The sequence below is a fragment of the Nocardioides nanhaiensis genome (assembly GCF_039542785.1).
GTDB lineage: Bacteria > Actinomycetota > Actinomycetes > Propionibacteriales > Nocardioidaceae > Nocardioides > Nocardioides nanhaiensis.
The window spans coordinates 908,243-931,581 of the sequence record NZ_BAABIM010000001.1 but is presented as its reverse complement, the minus strand read 5'-3'; the positions used below and the strand labels follow the sequence as shown (position 1 = coordinate 931,581).

Sequence of the window (23,339 nt, the reverse complement as noted above, 5' to 3'; positions counted from 1 at the left end):
GCGCCGGGTCGGTGGGGCGGTCGGCCCTACTGCTCGAGCTCGTCGGCCAGCGCGCGCAGCAGCTTGGCGACGGGGGCGGCGGTGCGGGCGTCGGGGTGACGGCCGTGGCGGTAGGCCTCACCGACGCCGTCGAGCAGTCCGATGAGGTCCTCCACGATGGGGGCCATCTCGTCGGGCTTGCGGCGCTTCGCAGCCTGCTGGTTGCGGGAGACCGAGGCGGGCTTCTCGAGCACGCGCACCTGCAGCGCCTGGTCGCCGCGGCGACCCTGGGCGATGCCGAACTCCACCCGGGTGCCGGCCTTGAGCGAGGTGGTCCCCTCGGGCAGGGCGTCGGCGTGCACGTAGACGTCCTCGCCCCCGTCGTGGGAGAGGAAGCCGAAGCCCTTCTCGGCGCTGAACCACTTCACCTTGCCACTGGGCACGGTCGGGACCCCTCTGTTCTCTTGTGCGTCGTCGGTGGGAGGCCGGCGGTCGGCCGGCGCACCAACACTAGGCCACCACGCCGTCCAACCACGACGGGAATTGCTCCAGCCCCGTGAGGACGACGTCGGTGCCGGCGCGCTCGAGCTCCTCGCGGCTGCAGCCGCCGGTGAGCACCGAGACGCTGGTGACGCCGGCCGCGTGCGCCCCCTCGACGTCGTGCACGTGGTCGCCCACGTAGGCCAGCGCTCCCTCGCGGCGCAGCACCTCGGCCTTGCCGACGCCCCACACCCAGCCCTCCAGCAGGTCGGCCTCGAGGCCGAGGTGGTCCAGGTGCAGCTGGGCGTTGGCGGGGTACTTCCCGGTGACCACCAGCACCCGCCCACCCCGCTCACGCACGGCGGCGAACGCCTCGTGGGCACCGGGCAGCGCCGGGACCGGCGTCACGGCGTGCTCGGGGTAGAGCGCACGGAACCGGTCGCCCGCCGCCCCGATCCGCTCCGGCGACAGGTGGCCGGCCAGCAGGTGGTCCAGCGGCGGGCCGAGCGCGGCGGTCATCTGCGCCACGGGGAAATCGACGCCGAGCTCCTCGCCGAGCACCTCCAGCACCCGGGTGAAGCCCGGCACGGTGTCGATGAGCGTCATGTCGAGGTCGAACCCGACCACCAGGTCCGCTGCCACGCGGCCAACCTACGCCGACGCCGGGTGTGGGGGATCCTGCACGCCGTGAGGAGCCGTGCGTCACAATGGGAGGTCCGCTCCAGGGACTCCCGTCGACCAGGCACGAACGGACCGAGCATGCACCGCACGAGGCAGTGGAGGTGGCGACGACGCCGCACGGTCCCGGCTGCCCTCGCGGGGGTGACCGCTGCGGTGCTGGCGCTGACGACGCTGGGTGCCGTGGTGCCGGGTACCCCGGCCTCCGCCGCCGCATTCCCCGCGGCCGACGACGCCGAGACCGACCTCTACCTGGTCACCCTCGAGGGGCCGGGCACGGCGGGCCGGGACGCGGCGGGCGACGACCTGCCCGGCTGGTGGCGCGAGGTGGAGATGCGCGTCGCGCGCGAGCGGGCGCTCGACGCCGTGGAGGCGCCGGCGCCGCTCTACACCTGGACCACGGCGCTGCACGGCGTCGCCGTCGAGCTGGACGCCGAGCAGGCCGAGGCCCTCGCCGAGCAGCCCGGGGTGGCCCTCGTCGAGCGCGACGCCCTGCGGCCGCTGGCCGCCGCCCCGACCCGGACCCCCGCGGGTGCCGCAGCCCCGGCCGCCGGCGCCGCGGCGTCCTCCCGCGGCGGTGCGGGCACCGTCATCGGCGTCGTCGACACCGGTCTGGCGCCCGAGAGCCGCGCCTTCGCGGCCGCCCCGGGCCTGGGCAGGATGCCCGCGGGCTTCCGCGGCTCGTGCGCCGAGGAGCAGGGGGCCGGTGCGGTGGCGTGCACATCCAAGGTGGTCGCGGCGCAGTGGTTCGTCGCGGGCTTCGGCGAGGAGAACCTGCGCTCCGCGGCCGTGCTCTCGGCCCGCGACACCGACGGCCACGGCACCCAGGCGGCCTCCATCGCCGCGGGCAACGCCGACGTCGCGGTGCGCGACGGCCAGCAGGAGCTCGGCACGTTCTCCGGCCAGGCGCCCCGCGCCCGGCTGGCGGTCTACAAGGCCTGCTGGAGCGCCCCCGACCCGGTCGACGACGGCTGCTCGAGCGCCGACCTGGTCTCCGCCGTCGACCGCGCGACCCGCGACGGCGTCGACGTGCTCAACCTCTCCGTCGGCGGGTCGGGTCGCCTCGACACCCTCGAGCGGGCCCTGCTGGGTGCCGCCGAGGCTGACGTCGTCGTGGTGGCGGCCGCCGGCAACGACGGCGCCCGCGCCACCGTGGGTCACGTCGGCCCCTGGGTCACCACCGTGGGCGCCGCCTCCTCCCCCGCCCGTCGTGGCGACGTCGTCGCGACCGCCGGTGGCCCCCGGCTGACCGGCGCGATGGTCTCCACCCGCGCCGTCGGCCCCGCGCCCGCGGTGCTGGCCGCCGCGGTGCGGACCCCCGGCGCCACGCCGCGCCAGGCGCGCACCTGCGCCCCCGGCAGCCTCGACGCCGCGCGCACCAGCGGCCGGGTCGTGGTGTGCGAGCGGGGCGGCGGCGTGGGTCGTGTGGAGAAGTCCCGCACCGTGCGACTGGCCGACGGCGTCGGCATGGTCCTGGTCAACGAGCGCCCCGGCAGCGTCGCCGAGGACCTGCACGCGGTGCCCACGGTGCACCTCGACCGCGCGGACGGCGAGCGGCTGCTCGCGTGGCTGCGGCGCACCTCCCCCGCCGAGGCGCGCCTGCGGCTGCTGCCGCGGGCGGGTGCCGTGGAGGCGCGGCGCGGCGTGACCCGCTGGTCGGCGCGCGGCTCGGCCGACGGCACCGCCGTCAAGCCCGACCTGGTGGCCGCCGGCACCGGCATCCTGGCCGCCCTCCCACCCGACGACGACGGCGCCGCGTGGGGGTTCGTCTCCGGCACCTCGGCCGCGGCGGCCCGCACCGCCGGAGCCGCCGCCGTGGTGCGCTCCGCACGCCCCGAGCTGAGCGCGGCGCAGGTGCGCTCGGCGCTGGCCACCACCGCAGCGCCGATGCCCGGCGCCGGCGTCCTGGACGCCGGCAGCGGCGTGCTGCGCCCCGACCAGGCGCTCGCCCCGGGCCTGGTGCACGACGTCGACCCGGGCGACTACCGCGCCTGGCTCGAGGAGCAGCCCCGCGACCGCGCCGGCACCGACCTCAACTCCCCCTCGGTGCGACTCGCGGGCACGCGCGGCGGTCGCGCGCAGGAGCGCACGGTCACCAACCTGGGCCGCCGCACCTTCTACTACTCCTCGCGCGTGGAGGGTCTGCGCGGGAGCGTGCGGGTCACCCCGGCCGCGCTCGCCCTCGCCCCCGGCGAGAGCGCCACCTACCGCGTGGAGCGCGTGGGCCCGGCCCCGCGCCGCCCGGACGACGGCTGGGTGGTCTGGCGCGGCGCTCGCGGGTCGGTCACCCGGGTGCCGGTGCTGGTCGGCCGGTGACCGCGCGTCACCTCCCGCCCCCGCCGCTGCCGCTGACCACCGAGCGCCTGATGCTGCGGCCGCTGACGCCCGCGGACGCCGACGACGTGCAGCGCTACTGGGGCGACCCCGAGGTGGCGCGCTACCTGCCCTTCGGGCCGCTGGACGCCGAGGCCACCCGCGCCAAGGTCGAGCGGCTCGCCGCCAACACCGACCCGCAGCGGACCGACGAGGTGCTCAGCCTCGCGATGGTGCACGCCGGCCGCGTCGAGGGGGACCTGATGCTGCGCCTGGGCCGCGGACCCGACGACGGGCCGCCGTCGGTCGCCGAGGTCGGCTGGGTGACCCACCCCGAGGTCCGCGGGATCGGCCTGGCCGCCGAGGGCGCCGGCGCCGTCGTCGACCTGGCCTTCGGGCACTACCGCTGCCACCGGGTGACCGCGGTGCTGGACCCGCGCAACACCGCCTCCGCGCGGCTGTGCGAGCGGCTCGGCATGCGCCTGGAGGGCGTCACGCGCCGCGACCACTGGGCCCGCGGCGAGTGGTCCGACACGGCCGTCTACGGGCTGCTGCGCGAGGAGTGGGCAGACCTCAGCTGAGCCCCAGCTTCTCCGCGGTCTCCTCGCGCATCTGCACCTTACGGATCTTGCCGGTCACCGTCATCGGGAACTCCTCGACCACCAGCACGTACCGCGGGATCTTGTAGTGCGCCAGCCGGCCCTCGGCGAATGCACGGACCCCGGCGGCGTCCAGCGGCTCGGCGCCGTCGCGCATCTTCACCCACGCGCAGAGCTCCTCGCCGTACTTCTCGTCGGGGACGCCGATCACCTGCACGTCCTCGACGTCGGGGTGGGTGTAGAGGAACTCCTCGATCTCGCGCGGGTAGATGTTCTCGCCCCCGCGGATGACCATGTCCTTGATGCGGCCGACGATGTTGCAGTAGCCGTCCTCGCGCATCACGGCGAGGTCGCCGGTGTGCATCCAGCCCTCGGCGTCGACGGCCTCGGCGGTCTTGGCCTCGTCGTCCCAGTAGCCGAGCATCACCGAGTAGCCGCGGGTGCAGAACTCGCCGGTCTCGCCGCGCGGCAGCGTGGCGCCGGTGACGGGGTCGACCACCTTGATCTCCACGTGCGGGTGCACGCGCCCGATGGTGGCGGTGCGGCGCTCGAGGTCGTCGTCGGCGCGGGTCTGGCACGAGACCGGGCTGGTCTCGGTCATGCCGTAGGCGATCGAGACCTCGCTCATGCCCATCTCCTCGACGCAGCGCTTCATCACCTCCACGGGGCAGATGGAGCCGGCCATGATGCCGGTGCGCAGCGTCGAGAGGTCGTGCTGGCCGAACTCGGGGTGGTGCTGCATGGCGATGAACATGGTGGGCACGCCGTAGAGAGCGGTGCACCGCTCCTCGGCGACGGCGCGCAGCGTCGTGGCGGGGTCGAAGCCGGGGCCGGGGATCACCATCGTGGCGCCGTGGGTGGTGCACCCGAGGTTGGCCATCACCATCCCGAAGCAGTGGTAGAAGGGCACCGGGATGCACAGCCGGTCGTGCTCGGTGAAGCCGATGAGCTCGGTGGTCAGGTAGCCGTTGTTGAGGATGTTGCGGTGGCTGAGGGTGGCGCCCTTGGGGTAGCCGGTGGTGCCCGAGGTGTATTGGATGTTGATGGGGTCCCCGGGCTGCAGCAGCGCCATCCGGTGGGCGACGGCGTCGCTGGGCAGCCGCTCCCCCGCCGCCACCAGCGCCGCCCAGTCGTCGGTGTCGACGAAGACGGTGCGCTCCAGCGCCGGGCAGTCGCCCGCGACCTCGGCGAGCATCGCCGCGTAGTCGCTGGTCTTGAACGACGACGCCGCCAGCACCATCCGCAGCCCCGACTGGTTGACGGCGTAGGCCAGCTCGTGGGTGCGGTACGCCGGGTTGATGTTCACCAGCACCACCCCGATCTTGGCGGTGGCGTACTGCGTGATCGTCCACTCGGCGCAGTTGGGCGCCCAGATGCCCACCCGGTCGCCCTGCTCGAGCCCGGCGGCCAGCAGGCCGCGCGCGAGCGCGTCGACGTCGCGGTCGAGCTCGGCCCAGGTCCAGCGCCGGCCGCTGGCCACCTCCACCAGCGCCTCGCGCTCGGAGTGCGCCGCGACGGTGCGCTCGAAGTTGGCGCCGATCGTCTCCTCCAGCAGCGGGGGCTCGGTCTCGCCGACGGCGGTCGAGAGGGGGCGGGCGTCGTCCGAGGCTGCACTCATGCCCCGAGCCTAGGAGTGACGCCAGTCACGCGGAAGGGCCGGCGCCGCGGCCCTGGACGATCAACCCGGCCACCAGGGCCGACGTCGCGGGCACCCGCTCGGCCCCCTCGCGGTGCAGCAGCCCCAGCACGCGAGCGCCGTAGCCGCGACCCGGCCGGACCTGCACCGCCGGGTGGCGGAAGGCGGTGAGGGCCGAGCGCGGCAGCAGCGCGACGCCGAGCCCCACGGCCACCAGGTTCTGCACCACCACGTAGTCGTCGGTCACGTGCCGCACCTCCGGCTCGAAGCCCGCGGCCTCGCAGACCGCCAGCGCGTGCGCGCGGCAGCGCTCGCACCCCACCACCCACGGCTCCGGGGCCAGCGCGGCCACCGGCACCGACCGGCGTCGGCTCAGCGGGTGCTCGGCGGGCAGCACCAGGTCGACCGGCTCACGACCCAGCCGCCGCCACACCAGGCCGGGGCCGGGCGCCCCCTGGCTCGTGGCGTCGTCGTCGTAGCCGAACACCAGGGCGACGTCGACCTCACCGGCGCGCAGCAGGGCGACCGCCTCCGGGGGCTCGGCCTCCGCGAGCGAGACGTCGACCTCGGGGTGCTGCTCGCGCAGCGCCGCGAGCGCGGGCGGCACCAGCGTCGCGGCGCCCGAGGGGTAGGCGGCCAGGCGCACCCGGCCGCGCCGCAGGTCGGTGAGGTGGGCCAGCTCCTCCTCGGCCATGTGCAGCTGCCCGGCGACGGCCTCGGCGCGCTCGAGCAGCACCCGGCCCGGCTCCGTGAGCTCGACCCCCCCGGCACCGCGCAGGAGCAGGGCGACGCCGGTCTGCCGCTCCAGCGCCCGCAGGTGCTGGCTGACGGCGGGCTGGGTCCAGCCCAGGTTGCGGGCCGCCGCACTGATCGAGCCGGCGCGAGCGACCTCGCGGAAGATCAGCAACCGGCGGACATCGAGCGAGGCCATAAGCGCAGGTTAGGACATCCGCAACCAACTCGGGTCTACCTTGGAGCTCCCGGGACAGGCAGGCTGGCCGCATGACGACGATCGGCCTCATCGGCGGCCTCAGCTGGTACTCGACCGCGGAGTACTACCGCGTGATCAACGAGCGCGTGCAGGCGGAGCGCGGCGGCCACGCCTCGGCGTCCATCGCCCTGCAGTCGCTCGACTTCGCCCAGGTGCGTGCCCAGCAGGAGTCCGGCGACTGGGCGGGCGCCGGGCGCGTGCTGGCCGAGGCCGGACGCCGCTGCGAGGCGGCCGGCGCCGAGGTGGTGCTGATCTGCTCCAACCTGATGCACCGGGTGGCCGACGACGTCGAGGCCGCGCTCGGGGTGCCGCTGCTGCGCATCACCGACGCCGTCGCCGACCGCGCCCGCGCCGAGGGCTGGGAACGCCTCGGCGTGCTCGGTGCGCGCTGGGTGATGGAGGAGGACTTCTACGTGGGGCGGCTCGCCGCCCGTGGCCTCGAGGTCGCCGTGCCGGACGCCGAGGCGCGCACGACGGTGGACCGGGTGGTCTTCGAGGAGCTGACGCAGGGTCGGGTGGAGGCGTCGTCGCGCGAGGCCTACGGAGCTGTCGTGGCCGACCTGGCAGACCGGGGCGCCCAGGCGGTGGTGCTCGGCTGCACCGAGATCGAGCTGCTCATGCGCGGCACCTCCCCCGCCGTCCCGCTGCTGGACTCGATGCGCGCGCACGCCGAGGCGGCCGCCGCCATCGCACTGCACGGCACGCCCGCGCACGCCTGGTGAGGCCGCTGCGACCGCTGGCGTAGGGTCGCCGCGTGGCCGACACCGCCCGGCGCAAGACGCCCCTCTGGCTCGAGACGATCCTGCTCTTGGTGATCGCCGTGGTGCTCGCGCTGCTGATCAAGACCCTGTTCGTGCAGGCCTTCTACATCCCCTCCTCCTCGATGCGCCCCGGCCTCGTCGTCGACGACCGGATCCTGGTGCAGAAGATGTCGTACTGGTTCGGCGGCGAGCCGCAGCGCGGCGACGTGGTGGTCTTCGAGGACCCCGGCGACTGGCTGCAGGGCACCCCCGCCGGCCCCACCAACACGCTCACCCGCGGCATGTCCGCGATCGGCCTCTACCCCAGCGGCGGGCACCTGGTGAAGCGGGTCATCGGCGTGCCGGGCGACGTCATCGAGTGCTGCGACGAGGAGGGCCGCCTGATCGTCAACGGCGAGCCCCTCGACGAGGACGCCTTCCTCGCGCGCAACCGCGAGTGCGACGGCCCGATGGTCGACCGCTGCCAGGGCACCTGGACGGTGGGCCCCGTGCCCGAGGGCGAGCTGTTCGTGATGGGCGACAACCGCGCCGCCTCGGCCGACTCCTCCCAGCGCCTGCGCTGCACCGACGAGGACACCCCCTGCGACGCCACCGACGCCTACGTGCCCGAGGACCTCGTGGTCGGCCGCGTCTTCTCCGTCATCTGGCCGCTGCGCCACCTGGACTGGCTGAGCCGGCCCGACGTCTTCGAGGACGTGCCCGACGCCGGCTGAGGTGCGTCGTGGTTGTCAGCGGGTCCATGCCTGTGGTGGGTGTGCCCGCGCCGCGTAGCCGTCCGACTCTCGCCGTCAAGGAGCTCCGCTGCGCTCCGCCCGCTACGCGGTCGGCTCCGCCGATCCTTGACCGCGAGCCTCGGCCGGACGGCTCGGGGCGGCACTCAGGGGCAGCGGCTCCGCCGCCGCCCCGCAAGGCGCGGGCCCTCCGGGCCCGCACCAAGCCCTGATCGGGCGATCTGTCTCGGGATGCGGGACCAGCCGGGGACTTGTCGGCCCGTTGTGGAACTTGTCGGCCAACGCGTTGGCCGACAAGTGAGGGTTTCGGCCGACAAGTCCGGCCCGGGTCTCACCACGCGGGACAGAGGCGGGCCTGGAGGGCCCGCGCCTGGAGGGCGGCGGCTTGCCGCCGCCCCAGTGCCGGCCATCAGCACGGCCGACGAGGCTCGCCGTCAACGGATCGGCGGAGCCGACCCCGCAGGGGCGGAGCGAAGTGAGGTCCTTGACGGTGAGACCGGCCGTGCTACCGGCGCGGGCCGACACCCACCACGGGACACCAACCCGCCAACAACAACCGGCTCAGCCGAGCCTCTCGACCCGCATCTCGCGGTCGCCGAAGCGCACGGTGTCGCCGTCGACGAGGGTGGCGGGGCGACCGGCCGTGAGCGGCTTGGCCACCCCCTTGCGCAGCAGCACCGAGCCGTTGGTGGAGCCGCGGTCCATGACCACCAGGGCGCCGTCGGGCACGACCTGGAACTGGGCGTGGGTCTTGGAGAGCGACATGTCCGAGGACCGCAGCGGCACCAGGTGGGCCACCTGCTCGCCGCCCCGCGCCTCCGGTCGACGTCCGACCAGAGCCAGCCCGGCCATCTCGAAGGTCTCACCGGTGTCGAAGGTGACCCGCCAGCGCGCGGCGGGGGCGGCGCGGCCCACCGGCGCGGCGTGGGCGCCACCGGTCGCCGGCGCGGCGGGAGCGGACGGAGCGGCGGGAGCGGACGGGGCCGGGGTGCGGCGCGGGCGCGCCGGCGGCGGCGTCGAGGGCGGCTGGGTGGTGCCCCCGCGGTGCGCCGGCGGGCCCGTGGGCCGAGGTGCCGGCGGGGCGCTGCGCGGCGTGGGCGGCGGCACGGTGGGCGCGAAGCTGCTGGCCGGCGCCGGCGACGGCGGCGCCGAAGGCTGGGCGGGTGCCGGTGGCGAGGCGGGTGCCGGCGGGGCGGGCCGCCTCGGGGCGTCCCGCGGCGGCGTCACCGGGCGCGGGGCGCGGGGCGGCGGTGCCGGGGTCGGGTCGGGAGGCGGCACGGGCATCAGCCGCATCGCCGTCAGGTTCACGATCTGGCGCGGACGGTCCGGCTCCTCGACGTCCTCCTCGGGCACCGGTCGCACGTCGACGACGACCGATCCCGCTACCCGGTCGTGCCAGCCGCGCCGGCGACCGCTCGGGTCCATCACGGCGGTCCAGGCCAGCGAGGCGACGCCGAAGGTGAAGGTGGGCAGGCCGGCGACCCCCAGCACGAGCGTGCGCAGCAGTGCGGGCCCGACACCGATCGGCGCCCCGGTCTCGGCGCCCACCACGCGCAGACCGGCCACCAGCTTGCCGAGCGAGAGACCGGCGACGCCGAGCAGCACCGCGTGCACGAGGCCGAGCCCGAGCACGACCCCGGCGATCAGCCCCACGCCGGCACCGACGGAGTCCTCGCTGAGGAACTGCCGGTAGGCCAGGTAGACGGTGGCGGCGTACAGCCCCCAGACCAGCAGCCGGTCGAGCGCGAAGGCGTAGAACCGCCGGTCCAGGCCCGCGGCCGGGTAGGTGATCTGCTCGGGCGTCGCCGCCGCGGTGAGGGTGCTCATCGGTGCGTCAGGGCGGTCAGGGGCGCGTCACGTGGATCGTGACACCGTCGCCGAGGTTGATGATGGCGCCCGGGATCAGCTGGACGGCGATGCCCGGCGTGAGGTCCTCGGGGTCCAGGCCGGGCTGCACCAGCTGGGTGCCGTTGGTGGAGCCCAGGTCGGTGACCACTGCGCTGCCGTGGTCGGCGCCCGAGCCGGGACGCACCTCCAGGTGGGTGGAGGAGATCTCCTGCAGGGGGCTGGGCACGGTGACCAGCAGCGGCGTCTCGGTGGCGGTGAAGCGCCGCGCCTCCGGGGCGCGGCCGACCAGCACCACGCGGTCGACGTCGATCGTCTCGCCGCTGGAGACCAGCAGCCGGGCCACCGGACGGGTGACGCTCGGGGCCTGCGGCTGGCCCGGGATGCCCGGCTTCTGGCGGGCGAACTCCCCCGGGTCGACGCCGACCTGGGTGTTGCCGTCGTGGTCGGCGCCGAACAGCGGATCGGCCGGGTCGGGCTCGCTGGGTGGGGCCGGAGTCTGCTCGGCGTCGTCGGGCACCGCGGGCATCGCCTCGGTCAGTGCCTCCGCGGACTCGGGCGCGTCGGCGACCACCGCGACGTCGTCCGCCGGCTCGTCCGGCGCGAGGTCGGGCTGGTGGGACTGGTCGGCCCGGTCGTCGATCTCCTCGTCGCTCGGCTCCTCGGGCCCGAAGCCCGGCACGATCCCGCTGGGCGGACCCACCGGCGGCGGCGTGCTGGGCGGCCCCGAGGGCGGTGGCGGCAGCGTGGGAGGCGGGGGTGGCGGCGCGGTCGGGGGCAGGGTGGGCGGCGAGCTCGGCGGCGGGGGCGGCGCGGCCAGGTCGGCGTAGGGCGAGGGCTGGGCCGAGGTGTCGGGCTCGTGCTCGTCGAGCGGGGAGGACTCCAGCGGCGCGTCGAGGGCCGCGGCCACCGACGGCGCCTGCGCGGAGGCTGCGCCGGCCTCCTCGCCGGCCTCGGGGCGGTCGATGCGCGCCACGCGCACCAGCCCGGCGTCGATGGCGAAGTGCCGGGTGCCGGCGGGTGCGGAGTCGGTGGTCACGGTGAGCGCGGTGACGCCCTCGACACGGCGCTCGGCCCAGGTCGCGGCCTCGGCGCCGTCGACCTCCACGGTGCCGGCGGCGGCCTCGAGACGGGCGCGCACCCCGGTGCCGCGCAGCAGCACGGTGGTGGAGACATCGTCGGAGCCCACGAGCGCGAAGCCCGCGAGCGTGCTGAGGCCCTGGGCCACCAGACCGTCGAGCACGGCTCCGAACGGGGCGCCGTCGTCGACGAGCTGCCACAGCGCGACCACGCGCGCCTTCTCGGAGGCGGGCAGCAGCAGCGTGGTGCGCGGACCGACCACGGCGAACCAGTCGCCCGGCTGGTAGGACCAGGTCGGGGCGGTGGGCAGGTCGTTCACGGCGTCGCTCATGGCAAGGCTCCCAGCTTCTCCTCGAGACTCGCGCGCTGCTTCTCGGAGTCGAAGGGCGTCTCGTGCGCCAATCCCACCACATCGACCACGACGGCGGTGGCGTTGTCCTGCCCGCCGGCGGCGACGGCGGCCGCCACCAGCTGGTCGGCGGCGTCACGGGGGTCCTCGGTGCCGGCCACGATCGCCTCGATGCGCTCGTCGTCGATCATGCCGCTGACGCCGTCGGAGCAGAGCACCAGGCGCTCGGCGGCCGACAGCGGCAGGACGAAGTAATCGGCCTGCGTGCTGCCCCCGCCGCCCAGTGCCCGGGTGATGATGTGGCGCTCGGGGTGCACGGCGGCGTCGTCGCGGGTGATCACGCCGGCCTCGACCAGCTCCTGCACCACGCTGTGGTCGACGCTGACCTGCTCGAGCCGCCCGGCGTTGTACTTGTACACGCGCGAGTCGCCCAGGTTGGCCAGCAGCCACTTGGGCTGGCCGTGCTGCTCCACGAGGAGGGCGACGACGGCCGTGGTGCCGGCGGCGAAGTCCTCGGCCCCGTTGGCGCGCTGCTCGGAGTCGTAGGCGGCGATGCGCTGCTGGCAGGCGTCGAGGGCCTCCGCGACGACGGCCGCTCCCCGCGAGGGGTCGTAGCCGCGGTGGGCCAACTCGGAGAACTGCTCGACGACGATGCGGCTGGCCACGTCGCCGCGGTCGTGGCCGCCCATCCCGTCGGCGACGACGAACACCGGCGGCTCGGCCAGGAAGGCGTCCTCGTTGACCTCGCGCACGCGCCCGACGTCGGTGGCGGACCCGTGGTGCAGCTCGACGCCTGTCATGCGCGCCCCGCCGTGCGCGCCGCCGGGGACGGGCTGGCTACCGTGGGTGGGATGACGAAGGCCAGGGGCAACCGGTCGCTCGCCGACCAGCTGCGCGGCTGGTCCGACGAGCAGCTGGCGCGACTCCTCCGCGAACGCCTCGATCTGGCCACTCCCGCCCCTCACGACTTCGGACAATTGGCATCGCGTGCCTCGCTGCGCACCTCCGTGGTGCGCGCGCTCGACATCATGACGCGTCTCGAGCTGTTCGTCCTAGATGCCCTCGTCGTGTCGGGCCAAACCACCTCGTCCGAACTCGTGCAGATCGTGCACGCCGACGCCGACCGCACGCGGGCCGCGCTCGACCGGATCCTCGACCTGGCACTCGCGTGGGAGTCGCCGGCCGGCCTGCGCCCGCTCAGCGGGGTCGCCGAGGCGCTGGGGCGCGAGCGGTCGGGCCTGCGTCCCCGCAGCGCCGAGCCGCTGGAGCCCGCCCGGGTGGCGCAGCTGCTCGACGAGCTCTCCCCGGCCGCGCGAGCGCTGCTCGACCACGTCGACGAGGCCGGCGGCGAGGCGGCCCCGGGCTCGGCGCGCACGACGGTGCTGCCCAGAGACGCCGCGACGCCGGCCGAGGAGCTGCTCTCGCGACGGCTGCTGGTGCCGCGCGGCGACGGTCTCGCCGTCCTGCCCGGCGAGGTCGGTCTGGTGCTGCGCGGCGGCCACACCACCCGCGAGCGCCTCGACGTCGTACCGGCCCTGGCGCTGGCCGAGCGCCCGGCCGCTCTCGTGGACCGCTCGGGCGCCGGCACGGCGTTCGAGGCCGTGCGCCGCGTCGAGCTGCTCCTCGACCAGTGGGGTGCCGCCCCGCCCACGGTGCTGCGCAGCGGAGGGCTGGGCGTGCGCGACCTGCGCGCGGCCGCCGCCGCGCTCGACGTGGACGAGCCGACGGCAGCGCTGCTGATCGAGACCGCCGCGGAGGCCGGGCTGCTGAACAGCCGCGCCGACACCGCCGGGGCCATGGTCTGGGTGCCCACCGACGCCTTCGACGCCTGGAGCGGTCGGCCGGTGGCCGAGCGGTGGCTGGTGCTGGCCCGCGCGTGGCTCGCCTCCCCCCGCGTCCCGGCGCTGGTCGGCACCCGTGATCCCGGTGGCAAGCCGTGGAACGCCCTGAACCCCGACCTCGCGGTGCGGCCGCGCGGCGTCGTCGAGGCGCGGCACCTGGCGCTCGCCGAGCTGGCCGAGGTCCCACCGGGTCACGTGCTCGCCGCCGGCACCGGCGTGCCCTCGCTGGTGGAGCGCGCCCGCTGGCTGCGCCCGCGGCGCTCCGCGCGCCGTGACGACCACCTGGCGTGGGCGGTCACCGAGGGCACCGCTCTCGGCGTCCTCGGGCTGGAGGGCATGACCGCCTTCGGGCGGGCGCTGGCCCAGGGCCGGCCCGAGGAGGCCGCCGAGCTAATGGGTGAGCTGCTCCCCGCACCCGTCGACCACGTGCTGGTGCAGGCCGACCTGACGGCGGTCGCGCCCGGGCCGCTGGAGTCGGAGCTCGCCCGCCGCCTGCAGCTGCTGGCCGAGGTGGAGTCGCGCGGCGGCGCCACCGTCTACCGCTTCACCCCCGCCTCGGTGCGCCGCGCGCTCGACGTCGGCTGGAGCGCCGCCGAGGTGCACGCCTTCCTCGACGACGTCTCCCGCACCCCGGTCCCCCAGCCGCTCACCTACCTCGTCGACGACGTCGTGCGCCGCTTCGGCACCGTGCGGGTCGGGCACGCCGCGGCGTTCCTGCGATCCGACGACGAGGGCGCGCTCACCGAGCTGGTGCACCACCCACGCGCCGAGGCCCTCGGGCTGCGCCGCATCGCGCCCACGGTCGTCGTCAGCGACACCCCGATCGACGTGCTGCTCCCCCGGCTGCGCGAGCTCGGTGCCTCCCCCGTCGTCGAGGCGGCCGACGGCACGGTGCGCGTCACCCGGCCCGACCTGCTGCGCGCCCGCACCCCCACGCACCGCCCCGAGGCGGCCGAGGCCGCCCGCGAGACCGCGCGGGTCAGCGCCGTCGTCACCGCCGTGCGCTCCGGCGACCGGGTGGCTGCCTCCCGCCCGGCCACCGCCCCCACCACCACGCCCGCGGACTCGCTGACGGCGCTGCGCGGCGCCGTGGAGTCGCGCGCGACCGTGGTGATCGGCTTCCTCGACAACCACGGCACCGCCGCCGACCGCGTCGTCGACCCGCTCGCGGTCGAGGGTGGCCGGCTGACCGCGCACGACCACCGCAGCGAGGACGTGCGCGACTTCCCCGTGCACCGGATCACCTCGGTGCGGTACCTGCCCGACGGCCAGTCCCCGGCGCCCGACTGAGCGGCTTGGCCTCTCCGTAGGCTGGGTCGGTGCACGACGGCCCCCTCATCGTCCAGTCCGACAAGACCCTCCTCCTCGAGATCGACCACGAACAGGCCGCCGAGTGCCGCCGCGCGATCGCGCCGTTCGCCGAGCTGGAGCGCAGTCCCGAGCACGTGCACACCTACCGGCTCACGCCGCTGGGCCTGTGGAACGCGCGGGCCGCCGGGCACGACGCCGAGCAGGTCGTCGACACCCTGCTGACCTACAGCCGCTACGCCGTCCCGCACTCGCTGCTGGTCGACGTCGCCGAGACCATGGCCCGCTACGGCCGGCTGCGCCTGGAGAAGCACCCCGGCCACGGCCTGGTGCTGGTGAGCAACGACCGGCCGGTGCTCGAGGAGGTGCTCAAGGCCAAGAAGGTCGCCGGCATGGTGGGTGCGCGCGTCGACGACGACACCGTGCTGGTGCACGCCTCCGAGCGCGGCAACCTCAAGCAGGCGCTGCTCAAGCTGGGCTGGCCGGCCGAGGACTACGCCGGGTACGTCGACGGCGAGAAGCACCCCATCTCCCTGATGGAGGAGGAGTGGCAGCTGCGCGACTACCAGCGCGACGCCGCCGAGTCGTTCTGGCACGGCGGTTCGGGCGTCGTCGTCCTGCCCTGCGGCGCAGGCAAGACGCTCGTGGGCGCGGCGGCGATGGCGCACGCCGGCGCCACCACGCTGATCCTGGTGACCAACACCGTGAGCGCGCGGCAGTGGAAGGACGAGCTGGTGCGGCGCACCTCGCTCACCGAGGAGGAGATCGGCGAGTACTCGGGTGCGGTCAAGGAGGTGCGGCCGGTCACGATCGCGACCTACCAGGTGCTCACCACCAAGCGGAAGGGCGTCTACCCGCACCTCGAGCTGCTCGACGCCCGCGACTGGGGCCTGATCGTCTACGACGAGGTGCACCTGCTGCCCGCGCCCATCTTCCGGATGACGGCGAACCTGCAGGCCAGGCGCCGCATCGGCCTGACCGCCACGCTGGTGCGCGAGGACGGCCGCGAGGGCGACGTGTTCTCGCTCATCGGCCCCAAGCGCTACGACGCCCCCTGGAAGGACATCGAGTCGCAGGGCTACATCGCGCCCGCCGACTGCGTGGAGGTGCGCGTCACCCTGCCCACCGACGAGCGGCTCGTCTACGCCACCTCCGAGCCCGAGGAGCGCTACCGGCTGGCCTCCTGCACCCACAGGAAGGTCGACGTCGTCCGCGACCTGGTGGCCGCGCACCCCGACCGCCCCACCCTGGTGATCGGTCAGTACCTCGAGCAGCTCGACGAGCTCGCCGCCGTCCTGGACGCGCCGGTGATCAAGGGCGACACCCCGGTCAAGGAGCGCCAGCGCCTCTTCGACGCCTTCCGCTCCGGCGAGCTGGGGCTGCTTGTGGTCAGCAAGGTCGCCAACTTCTCCATCGACCTGCCCTCGGCCGAGGTCGCCATCCAGGTCTCCGGCTCGTTCGGCTCCCGCCAGGAGGAGGCCCAGCGCCTGGGGCGGCTGCTGCGCCCCAAGGGCGGCGGCAAGAGCGCGCACTTCTACACCGTGGTCTCGCGCGACACCGTCGACGCCGACTTCGCCCAGAACCGGCAGCGGTTCCTCGCCGAGCAGGGGTACGCCTACCGGATCGTCGACGCCGAGGACCTGCCGGGGCTGACCGCCTGAGCCGCGCGGCCGTCCCACGCCAGCCCACCGAATCGCTGCCCACCCGCGACCCCTCCTAGGCTGGCGGGGTGAAGGTCCTGCTGCTGGAGAACATCCACCCCGTCGCCGTCGAGCAGCTCGAGGCCCGTGGCTTCGAGGTCGAGCTGCGGTCGGGCTCCCTCTCCGAGGAGGAGCTGCTCGCGACTCTCCCGGGCGTCCACCTGCTCGGCATCCGCTCCAACACCACGCTCACCGAGAAGGTGCTCGACGCCGCCACCGACCTGCTGGCGGTCGGCTGCTTCTGCATCGGCACCAACCAGGTCGACCTCGCCGCCGCCACCCAGCGCGGCATCGCCGTGTTCAACGCGCCGTACTCCAACACCCGCAGCGTGGTGGAGCTGGTGATCGGGGAGATCATCGCGCTGGCCCGCCGGCTGCACGAGAAGTCCGACAAGATGCACCAGGGCGTCTGGGACAAGTCGGCCAAGGGCAGCCACGAGGTCCGCGGCCGCACCCTCGGCATCGTCGGCTACGGCAACATCGGCACCCAGCTCTCCAACCTGGCCGAGTCGATGGGCATGCGGGTCGTCTTCTTCGACACCGCCGACCGGCCTGCGCACGGCAACGCCCGCCGGATGAGCTCGCTCGACGAGCTGCTGGCCACCAGCGACGTCGTCAGCCTCCACATCGACGGCCGCCCGGGCAACGCCGGCCTCTTCGGCGCCGCGCAGTTCGAGGCCATGAAGCCTCGCTCGTTCTTCATCAACGCCTCGCGCGGCATGGTGGTCGACGACCTGGCCCTGCGCGACAACCTGCTGTCGGGTCACCTCGCGGGCGCAGCGCTCGACGTCTTCCCGGTCGAGCCCAAGGCCCAGGGCGACGCGTTCGAGTCGGTGCTGCGCGACATCCCCAACGTGATCCTCACCCCCCACGTGGGCGGCTCCACCCAGGAGGCGCAGGAGGAGATCGGCTGGTTCGTCTCCGGCAAGCTGGGCAACTACGCGCTCGAGGGCAGCACCGCGCTCTCGGTCAACCTCCCCGCCGTCGCCGCGCCCGCCCTGACGCCCGGCACCTACCGGCTCGGCTTCCTGCACCGCAACGTGCCCGGCGTCCTGGCCGGCGTCAACGCGCTGCTCGCCGAGCAGGGCGACAACGTGACCGGGCAGCTGCTCGCGACCGCCGGTGAGGTGGGCTACGTGGTCACCGACGCCGCCGCACCGCTCTCCGAGGGCTCGCTCGAGCGGCTGCGTGCCTCCGAGCAGTGCCTGTGGGTGCGCACCTGGCAGGCGTAGCCGACGCCGACCCGGGGTAAGGAGTGCCCATGAGCACCCCGACGCCCCCCGGCCCCCCGCCCTCGCAGCCGCCCCCGGGCTTCCAGCCGCCGGGCTTCCAGCCGCCGGGCCCCCCGCCGAGCGCACCACCGGCCCAGCCGGCCCCCTCCCCGCAGAGCGCCGGCCAGCCGACGCCGGGCTTCATCAGCCTGACCGTGCAGGGCAACGTGATGACCAGCAACGCCCTGACCCCGACGGTGCTGCTCAACGGGCACCAGATGAAGACCCACTACGGGGAGAACACCTTCCCGGTGCCGCCCGGGTCGTGGCGGGTGGAGGTCTACTGCCAGTGGCTGCGCCGCTACGGGCAGGCCCAGATGGACGTGCAGGTGGGCGAGGGCCAGGCCACGCGGCTGTTCTACGCACCGCCGTTCCACCAGTTCAGCACCGGCGCGATCGGCTACGAGAAGCAGAAGCGCAAGGGTGTCGCGGTCTTCGCGGCCCTGATGGTCTTCATCGTGCTGGTCGTGGTGCTCGCCGTCGTGGGCGGCCTGCTGGGGTAGCCGGGTGACGCTCGACGGCGAGCAGCGCGAGCACGCCGACCACCCCTGACCCCCGGGCCACGCGCCTCTGCGCTCGAGACCTCTCGTAGAAGTGCGGACACGTCTGGCTCCGGGAGCGGCGGACACCGCGCCACCACGCGGAAGTCGGCGCCTGCTGCGACGAACGTGTCCGCAGTTCTACGTACGACCAGGGCACGGCCTCCTACGTGGTGCGGGTCGGGCGTTCTCCCGGGCGCCCGGGGCGGTCCGACGCGCACCCGCGCGTTGGACCGCCCCGGCATGCTGGGGGCATGGCCTCCTTGCGCGACCGACTCGGGCACGCGATCTTCCTGCGCGTGGCCGGACCCGAGGGCGACCAGCACCGCGAGCAGATCCACGGCGCCGAGGGCCCGCGCTGGTTCGAGCCCGGCAGCCCCATCACCCGGGTGCACGGCGACGCCTCGATGTTCGTGGGCGGCGTCCGCGCCCTGCTGCTGCAGACCCTGCACCCGGCCGCGATGATGGCGGTCTCGGAGCACTCGGGCTTCCGCGGTGACATGTGGGGCCGTCTGGCTCGGACGAGCCGTTTCCTGGCCGTCACCACGTTCGGCGCCGCCGAGGACGCCGAGCAGGCCTGTGCCGTGATCCGCAGCGTCCACGAGCGGGTGCGCGGCACCATGCCCGACGGCACGCCCTACGCCGCCAGCGACCCCCACCTCCTGAAGTGGGTGCACGTCGCCGAGGCGCACAGCTTCCTGCGTGCCCACCAGGTCTACGGCGCCCAGCCGCTCGACCAGGCCGAGCGCGACACCTACGTGGCCCAGATCGCCGAGGTCGGACGGCGGCTCGGCGTCGTCGACCCGCCGCTCACCGAGGCCGAGCTGGAGCAGCAGCTGGCGGCCTACCGCCCCGAGCTGCGCGGCACCCCCGAGGCCCGCGAGGCCGTGCGGTACCTGCTGATCCACCCGCCCCTCCCGCTGGTCGCCCGCGCCCCCTACTCGGTGCTGATGGCGGCCGGCATCGGGCTGATGCCGGCCTGGACCCGCCCCCAGCTGCGCCTGCCCTGGCTGCCCGTCTCCGAGCGCACCGTCGTGCGCGCACTCGGCTCGCTGGCGGTCGGCACGATCCGTTGGGCGATGACCCCGCCACCGCGCGCCTCGGCCCCGGAGCCGTCCGCGGCGTCTGCTTGACTGAGGCGATGGACGAACCTCCGTCTCCCGGCGTGGCCGAGCGCCCCAGCACACCCAGCAGCACGGTCCTGGCGGCGTGGCCGCTGCCCGAGGCGACCGGCCTGGGCGAGGAGCTCTGGGCGGCCTACGCCGACCCCGCCCGCGGCTACCACGACACCCGCCACCTGACCGAGGTGCTGGGTCGCCTCGACGAGCTGGCCGCCCACGACGTCGCCTTCGAGCGGGTCCCCGTGGTGCTGGCCGCCTGGTTCCACGACGCGGTCTACGACGGCGAGCGCGACGCCGAGGAGCGCTCGGCGGCCTGGGCCGAGGACGCACTCGCCGGGCTCGTGGCTCCCACGGTCGTCGAGGAGACCGCCCGGCTGGTGCGGCTCACCGAGACCCACCGCCCCGAGGAGGGCGATGCCAACGGCTGCGCGCTCTCCGACGCCGACCTGGGCATCCTCGCGGCTCCCGCGGAGCGCTACGCCGAGTACGTGCGCCAGGTGCGCGCCGAGTACGCCCACCTCGACGACGACACGTTCGCCCACGGGCGCGCCGCCGTGCTGCGCGACCTGCTCGCCAAGCCGCGGCTCTTCCACACCGGCTACGCCGTCGAGCAGTGGGAGGAGCCGGCACGCGCCAACGCCGGCGCCGAGCTGTCGACGCTCCCGGAGCCGGAGCGGCAGGACGAGCCGGACCGGGAGGGCTAGCTAGCGGGCGCGCGGCTTCTTGCGCCGCCGCAGGCCCGCCGCGTGCAACCGCGCCACCAGCTCGCGCGAGCTGACCGGCTCGGCGCCCAGGGCGACCACCTGGTCGTACCACTCGGACGGCACGTCGTAGTGGTCGCGGTCGAAGCCGCGCTCGGGGATGCCGAGGTCGCGGGCGAACGCGTGCAGCTCCTCGAAGGAGGAGTCGCTGGCCAGGTGCGACCACAGTCGCCCGTGCCCGGCGGCGTTGGGCGGGTCCACGATGATCGTCATGCCGGGCGCGCTCGCGGGTGGACGCCCGGGGCCGTGTCGAGCACCCGGCGCCACGAGCGCACGAAGTCGGCGTCCACGTAGGAGCGTAGCGTGGCCCCGGGTCGCACCTGCAGGTCGACCTGGAACTGCCGGACGCCGGCGCGTGCGAGCCAGGGGACGTGCTCGGCCAGCAGTCCCCCGCCCGCCATGGCGAGCGGCGCGGCCGCGGGGTCGGCCGCCAGCTGCGCGAGCAGCTGGTCCAGCCCGTGCTCGAGGCCCTGCGGCGAGCCCCCGGTGCAGACGGCGGTGAGTCCGGGCAGGCCGGGCGGGGCGGTCAGCCGCTGCCACGAGCGGGCGGGCTCGAGCGCGAGGTCGAGGGCGCGGTGGAAGGTCCAGGGCACCCCGGGCAGCGCTGCGGCCACCGCCCGGCAGGTCTCGACGTCGACCTCCAGGTCACCGGTCAGGAAGCCGAACGCCACTCCCTCGGCCCCCAGCGCCACGTACTCCTCGGCCAGGGCCACCAGCCGCGTCATCTCGCCGCCGGTAGCACCCAGGCCGCTGCCGGTGCGCAGCACCACCCGCACCGGCAGGTCGCTGGCACGCACCACGGCCGAGACCGCGGCGGGCTCCGGCGAGGTGCCCAGCAGTCCCACGGCGGTGGGCTGCTCGTCGTCGGGCACCACGTGCAGCAGCCGGTCGGCACCGCCCTCGCGGCAGCCCGGCACGTCGCGTGCGTGCAGCACCGTGACCTCGAGCAGGGCCTCCCCCATGGTGCCCAGGGTAGGTGCCCTCACCCCGGACGGCGTGGTGCCGCGCTTGACCCCGGGTCCACTATGGACGGGTGGATGAACGCGTGGACAACCTGGTGCTCGCCGCCCGGGCAGCCGTGCTCTCCGACCTGCAGGCCCGTCGCCTGGCGACCGCGCAGGCCGTCTCGGTCCTCGAGGAGGCCTGCTCCTCGCGGCAGTGGTGGGCCGAGCAGTGGCCCGAGGGCGGCATCTACGTCGCGGGCCTCGTGGCCCAGGACGTGCAGGACGCACTGTTCGAGAGCACCGACCGGTGGCCGCTGTGCCTGAGCTGCGAGAGCGGGCCGCTGCACTCCCTCTACATCTCCCCCGACCTCGGCGGGCCCGACCCGGTGTGGATCTGCGAGGAGACCGGTCACGTGGCCGCGGCGCTGGGGTTCCTCAGCGAGCGGTGAGCGACCGGGGCGACGGCGTGCTCAGCCGCCGAGCTGGATCCACATCGTGAACCGGTCGGCGCGGTAGACGCTGCGGGAGACCTCGATCGCCTTCTCGCCGGCCAGGGCGCGGCGCGAGTGACGCATGACGACGGCGCCGGGGGCGAGCTCGAGCAGCTCGGCCTCCTCGCGGGTGGCCTTGTCGGCGGTGATGGAGTCCTCGGCCCAGGTGGGGCGCAGGCCGCGCTCGCCGAGCTCGTCGTAGAGGCTGGTGGGCATGCCGCTCTGCAGGAAGCCCGGGATCAGCACCTCGTTGAGGTAGGCGTCCTCGAGGCAGATCGGTTGCCCGTCGCCGCGGCGCAGCCGGCGCCAGTGGATGACCGCGTCACCCTCGGTGAGGTTGAGCGCGCGGGCGACACCGGGGCCGGCCTGCTCACGGCGCGCCAGCAGCGTCTGGCTCTCGGAGAGCAGACCGCGGCGCGCCATCTCCTCGCTGTAGCCCGTGATGGTGCTGGTGACCCGCGGAGGGCGCGCGACGAAGGTGCCGCGCCCGGGGATGCGCTCGAGGAGTCCTTCGGAGACCAGCGTGTCGAGCGCCTGGCGCACGGTCATGCGTGCCACACCGAAGCGGTGCACCAGCTCGCGCTCGGAGGGAGCCGGCGAGCCGGGCGCCTGCCCGGCGACCAGCGAGCGGACGTACTCGCGCACCTGCACGTGCTTGAGGGCACGGCCGTGCGTCAGGAGGGAGTCGTCCACCGGGCCAGAGTAGGGGGTGGGGGGCCTCCGCGTCCGCATATTGGCGATACCCCCGGTCACATGAGTGCCACGTCACGACGACGCCCCACGGCCCGTGCCGGCTCCCCCGGTGGGTACCTGACCCCCATGCACGTCGAGCGCAGCTTCTCCGTCCCCCGACCCCCCGACGAGGTCTTCGCCTACCTCGCCGACTTCACGCACACGCAGGAGTGGGACCCCGGCACCGTCTCCACGACCCGCACCAGCGGGGACGGCGGTCTCGGCACCACCTACGCGAACACCTCGGAGTTCATGGGTCGCCGCGTCGAGCTGACCTACGAGACCGTGGAGCACCAGCCGCCGACGCGGGTGCGCTTCCGCGGCACCAACGACTCCGCGACGACCTACGACACCATGACCTTCGAGGCCGAGGGCGCGGGCACCCGGATCCACTACCGCGCCGACTTCCAGTTCGGTCGCCTGCTCTCGCTGGTGGCACCCCTGGTGCTGCGCGGTCGCCTGGACAAGCTGGCCGACGAGACCGTCGAGCAGCTCACCGACGCACTGACCACCCGCTGACCGGCGCCGGTGACCGCGGGCTCAGAACACCCCGAAGGGGCGGAACTGCACGCTGATCCGCGGCCCCGCCGCCGCCACCTTCGGCACCGCGTGCTCCCAGGTGCGCTGGCAGCTGCCACCCATCACGAGCAGGTCGCCGTGGCCCATCTCGACCGAGACCGACTCCCCGCCCCCGCGGGGGCGCAGCTGGAGACGCCGCGGGTCGCCGACGGACACGATGGCGACCATCGTGTCGTGGGTGGAGCCGCGGCCGATCGTGTCGCCATGCCAGGCGACCGAGTCACGCCCGTCGCGGTAGTAGCAGCACCCCGCGGTGCGGAAGCGCTCGAGCAGCTCGGGCAGGTAGTGGTCCGAGAGCGCCTCGCGCGCCCGCTCGAGCACCGGGTGCGGCAGCGGCTCGTCGACCATGTAGGTGTGCACGAGGCGCGGGACGTCGACCAGACGGTCGTACATCTGGCGCTTCTCGGCCCGCCAGGGCACCTCGCGCGCCAGCGTGGCGAAGACGTCGTCGGCCTCCGGCAGCCAGGTGCGGGCGACGTCGACCCAGGCCCCCTGGCCCAGCTCGCGGCGCGTCAGCCCGGCCAGGCTCAGGCCGTCGGCGACAGGGGCCTCGAACAGCGTGCTCTGGTAGTCCACGCGCCCAGCCTAGCCCAGCCGTCGAACACCTGTT

At 74.9% G+C, this 23,339-nt stretch carries 23 protein-coding genes; 12 read left to right on the top strand and 11 right to left on the bottom strand.

Annotated features, from left to right (window positions below; genetic code table 11):
• Positions 1-26: 26 nt before the first annotated feature.
• Both ABD948_RS04465 and ABD948_RS04460 read right to left on the bottom strand, forming a co-directional pair.
• Positions 27-422 (bottom strand): cold-shock protein, encoded by a 396-nt coding sequence (locus tag ABD948_RS04465; protein WP_345263058.1) that lies wholly within the window; start codon positions 420-422, stop codon positions 27-29.
• A gap of 67 nt (positions 423-489) precedes the next feature.
• Complete coding sequence (locus tag ABD948_RS04460; protein ID WP_345263056.1) at positions 490-1,101, bottom strand: HAD family hydrolase; 612 nt, start codon at positions 1,099-1,101, stop codon at positions 490-492.
• A 180-nt stretch (positions 1,102-1,281) separates the two neighbouring features.
• Between ABD948_RS04460 and ABD948_RS04455 the strand changes: the two genes are divergently transcribed.
• Both ABD948_RS04455 and ABD948_RS04450 read left to right on the top strand, forming a co-directional pair.
• Positions 1,282-3,453 carry a S8 family serine peptidase gene (locus tag ABD948_RS04455; RefSeq protein ID WP_345263054.1) on the top strand — a complete coding sequence of 724 codons (2,172 nt, stop codon included), beginning with the start codon at positions 1,282-1,284 and terminating at the stop codon, positions 3,451-3,453.
• Entirely contained in the window at positions 3,450-4,031 is a 582-nt protein-coding gene (locus ABD948_RS04450) for a GNAT family N-acetyltransferase (protein ID WP_345263052.1), read from the top strand. Before ABD948_RS04455 ends, ABD948_RS04450 begins: the two co-directional genes overlap by 4 nt.
• On the opposite strand, the gene ABD948_RS04445 is transcribed toward ABD948_RS04450, so the two are convergent.
• Together ABD948_RS04445 and ABD948_RS04440 are read right to left on the bottom strand one after the other, a co-directional pair.
• Positions 4,024-5,667, bottom strand: coding sequence for an AMP-binding protein (locus ABD948_RS04445; protein ID WP_345263051.1), 1,644 nt, complete (start codon positions 5,665-5,667; stop codon positions 4,024-4,026). The two genes, ABD948_RS04450 and ABD948_RS04445, sit on opposite strands and share 8 nt — an antisense overlap.
• A gap of 25 nt (positions 5,668-5,692) precedes the next feature.
• Positions 5,693-6,616, bottom strand: coding sequence for a LysR family transcriptional regulator (locus tag ABD948_RS04440; RefSeq protein WP_345263049.1), 924 nt, complete (start codon positions 6,614-6,616; stop codon positions 5,693-5,695).
• 71 nt (positions 6,617-6,687) lie between these two features.
• Here ABD948_RS04440 and ABD948_RS04435 point away from each other — a divergent pair, with 71 nt between their 5' ends.
• Both ABD948_RS04435 and lepB read left to right on the top strand, forming a co-directional pair.
• Complete coding sequence (locus tag ABD948_RS04435; RefSeq protein WP_345263047.1) at positions 6,688-7,398, top strand: aspartate/glutamate racemase family protein; 711 nt, start codon at positions 6,688-6,690, stop codon at positions 7,396-7,398.
• Between the two features lie 32 nt (positions 7,399-7,430).
• A complete protein-coding gene (gene lepB / locus ABD948_RS04430; RefSeq protein ID WP_345263045.1) occupies positions 7,431-8,150 on the top strand; it encodes a signal peptidase I in 720 nt (239 codons plus the stop codon).
• 579 nt (positions 8,151-8,729) lie between these two features.
• Here lepB and ABD948_RS04425 read toward each other — a convergent pair.
• Genes ABD948_RS04425 through ABD948_RS04415 form a run of 3 tightly spaced genes read right to left on the bottom strand, consistent with a single transcriptional unit; the run spans position 8,730 to position 12,242 of the window.
• The gene (locus ABD948_RS04425) at positions 8,730-9,995 is read right to left on the bottom strand and encodes an RDD family protein (protein WP_345263043.1); all 1,266 of its coding nucleotides are present in this window, start codon (positions 9,993-9,995) and stop codon (positions 8,730-8,732) included.
• 16 nt (positions 9,996-10,011) lie between these two features.
• Complete coding sequence (locus ABD948_RS04420) at positions 10,012-11,424, bottom strand: FHA domain-containing protein (RefSeq protein ID WP_345263041.1); 1,413 nt, start codon at positions 11,422-11,424, stop codon at positions 10,012-10,014.
• On the bottom strand, positions 11,421-12,242 hold the full coding sequence (locus ABD948_RS04415; protein WP_345263039.1) for a PP2C family protein-serine/threonine phosphatase: 822 nt from the start codon (positions 12,240-12,242) through the stop codon (positions 11,421-11,423). Before ABD948_RS04415 ends, ABD948_RS04420 begins: the two co-directional genes overlap by 4 nt.
• 51 nt (positions 12,243-12,293) lie before the next feature.
• On the opposite strand from ABD948_RS04415, the gene ABD948_RS04410 reads away from it, so the two are divergent.
• The 6 genes from ABD948_RS04410 to ABD948_RS04385 all read left to right on the top strand — a co-directional run bounded on the left by ABD948_RS04410 (position 12,294) and on the right by ABD948_RS04385 (position 19,926).
• A complete protein-coding gene (locus ABD948_RS04410) occupies positions 12,294-14,573 on the top strand; it encodes a helicase-associated domain-containing protein (RefSeq protein ID WP_345263037.1) in 2,280 nt (759 codons plus the stop codon).
• Positions 14,574-14,602: 29 nt separating this feature from the next.
• Entirely contained in the window at positions 14,603-16,252 is a 1,650-nt protein-coding gene (locus ABD948_RS04405) for a DNA repair helicase XPB (protein ID WP_345263035.1), read from the top strand.
• A 68-nt stretch (positions 16,253-16,320) separates the two neighbouring features.
• On the top strand, positions 16,321-17,523 hold the full coding sequence (serA, locus tag ABD948_RS04400; protein ID WP_345263033.1) for a phosphoglycerate dehydrogenase: 1,203 nt from the start codon (positions 16,321-16,323) through the stop codon (positions 17,521-17,523).
• Positions 17,524-17,552: 29 nt separating this feature from the next.
• Complete coding sequence (locus ABD948_RS04395; protein ID WP_345263031.1) at positions 17,553-18,065, top strand: hypothetical protein; 513 nt, start codon at positions 17,553-17,555, stop codon at positions 18,063-18,065.
• A 290-nt stretch (positions 18,066-18,355) separates the two neighbouring features.
• Positions 18,356-19,234, top strand: a complete 879-nt coding sequence (locus ABD948_RS04390; protein WP_345263029.1) for an oxygenase MpaB family protein — start codon at positions 18,356-18,358, stop codon at positions 19,232-19,234.
• An 8-nt stretch (positions 19,235-19,242) separates the two neighbouring features.
• Entirely contained in the window at positions 19,243-19,926 is a 684-nt protein-coding gene (locus ABD948_RS04385; protein WP_345263027.1) for an HD domain-containing protein, read from the top strand.
• On the opposite strand, the gene ABD948_RS04380 is transcribed toward ABD948_RS04385, so the two are convergent.
• Positions 19,927-20,196: a DUF4031 domain-containing protein gene (locus tag ABD948_RS04380; RefSeq protein WP_345263025.1), complete on the bottom strand. Its 270-nt coding sequence runs from the start codon at positions 20,194-20,196 to the stop codon at positions 19,927-19,929.
• Positions 20,193-20,945, bottom strand: coding sequence for a copper homeostasis protein CutC (locus ABD948_RS04375; RefSeq protein ID WP_345263023.1), 753 nt, complete (start codon positions 20,943-20,945; stop codon positions 20,193-20,195). The genes ABD948_RS04380 and ABD948_RS04375 overlap by 4 nt, the downstream gene beginning before the upstream one ends.
• Before the next feature lie 71 nt (positions 20,946-21,016).
• On the opposite strand from ABD948_RS04375, the gene ABD948_RS04370 reads away from it, so the two are divergent.
• A complete protein-coding gene (locus ABD948_RS04370) occupies positions 21,017-21,376 on the top strand; it encodes a hypothetical protein (protein ID WP_345263021.1) in 360 nt (119 codons plus the stop codon).
• Between the two features lie 21 nt (positions 21,377-21,397).
• On the opposite strand, the gene ABD948_RS04365 is transcribed toward ABD948_RS04370, so the two are convergent.
• Complete coding sequence (locus ABD948_RS04365) at positions 21,398-22,111, bottom strand: GntR family transcriptional regulator (protein WP_345263019.1); 714 nt, start codon at positions 22,109-22,111, stop codon at positions 21,398-21,400.
• Positions 22,112-22,171: 60 nt separating this feature from the next.
• Here ABD948_RS04365 and ABD948_RS04360 point away from each other — a divergent pair, with 60 nt between their 5' ends.
• Positions 22,172-22,669: an SRPBCC family protein gene (locus ABD948_RS04360; RefSeq protein WP_345263017.1), complete on the top strand. Its 498-nt coding sequence runs from the start codon at positions 22,172-22,174 to the stop codon at positions 22,667-22,669.
• Between the two features lie 21 nt (positions 22,670-22,690).
• Here the strand turns inward: ABD948_RS04360 and ABD948_RS04355 are convergent, their stop codons facing one another.
• The gene (locus tag ABD948_RS04355) at positions 22,691-23,305 is read right to left on the bottom strand and encodes an alpha-ketoglutarate-dependent dioxygenase AlkB (protein WP_345263015.1); all 615 of its coding nucleotides are present in this window, start codon (positions 23,303-23,305) and stop codon (positions 22,691-22,693) included.
• Between the last annotated feature and the right edge of the window lie 34 nt (positions 23,306-23,339).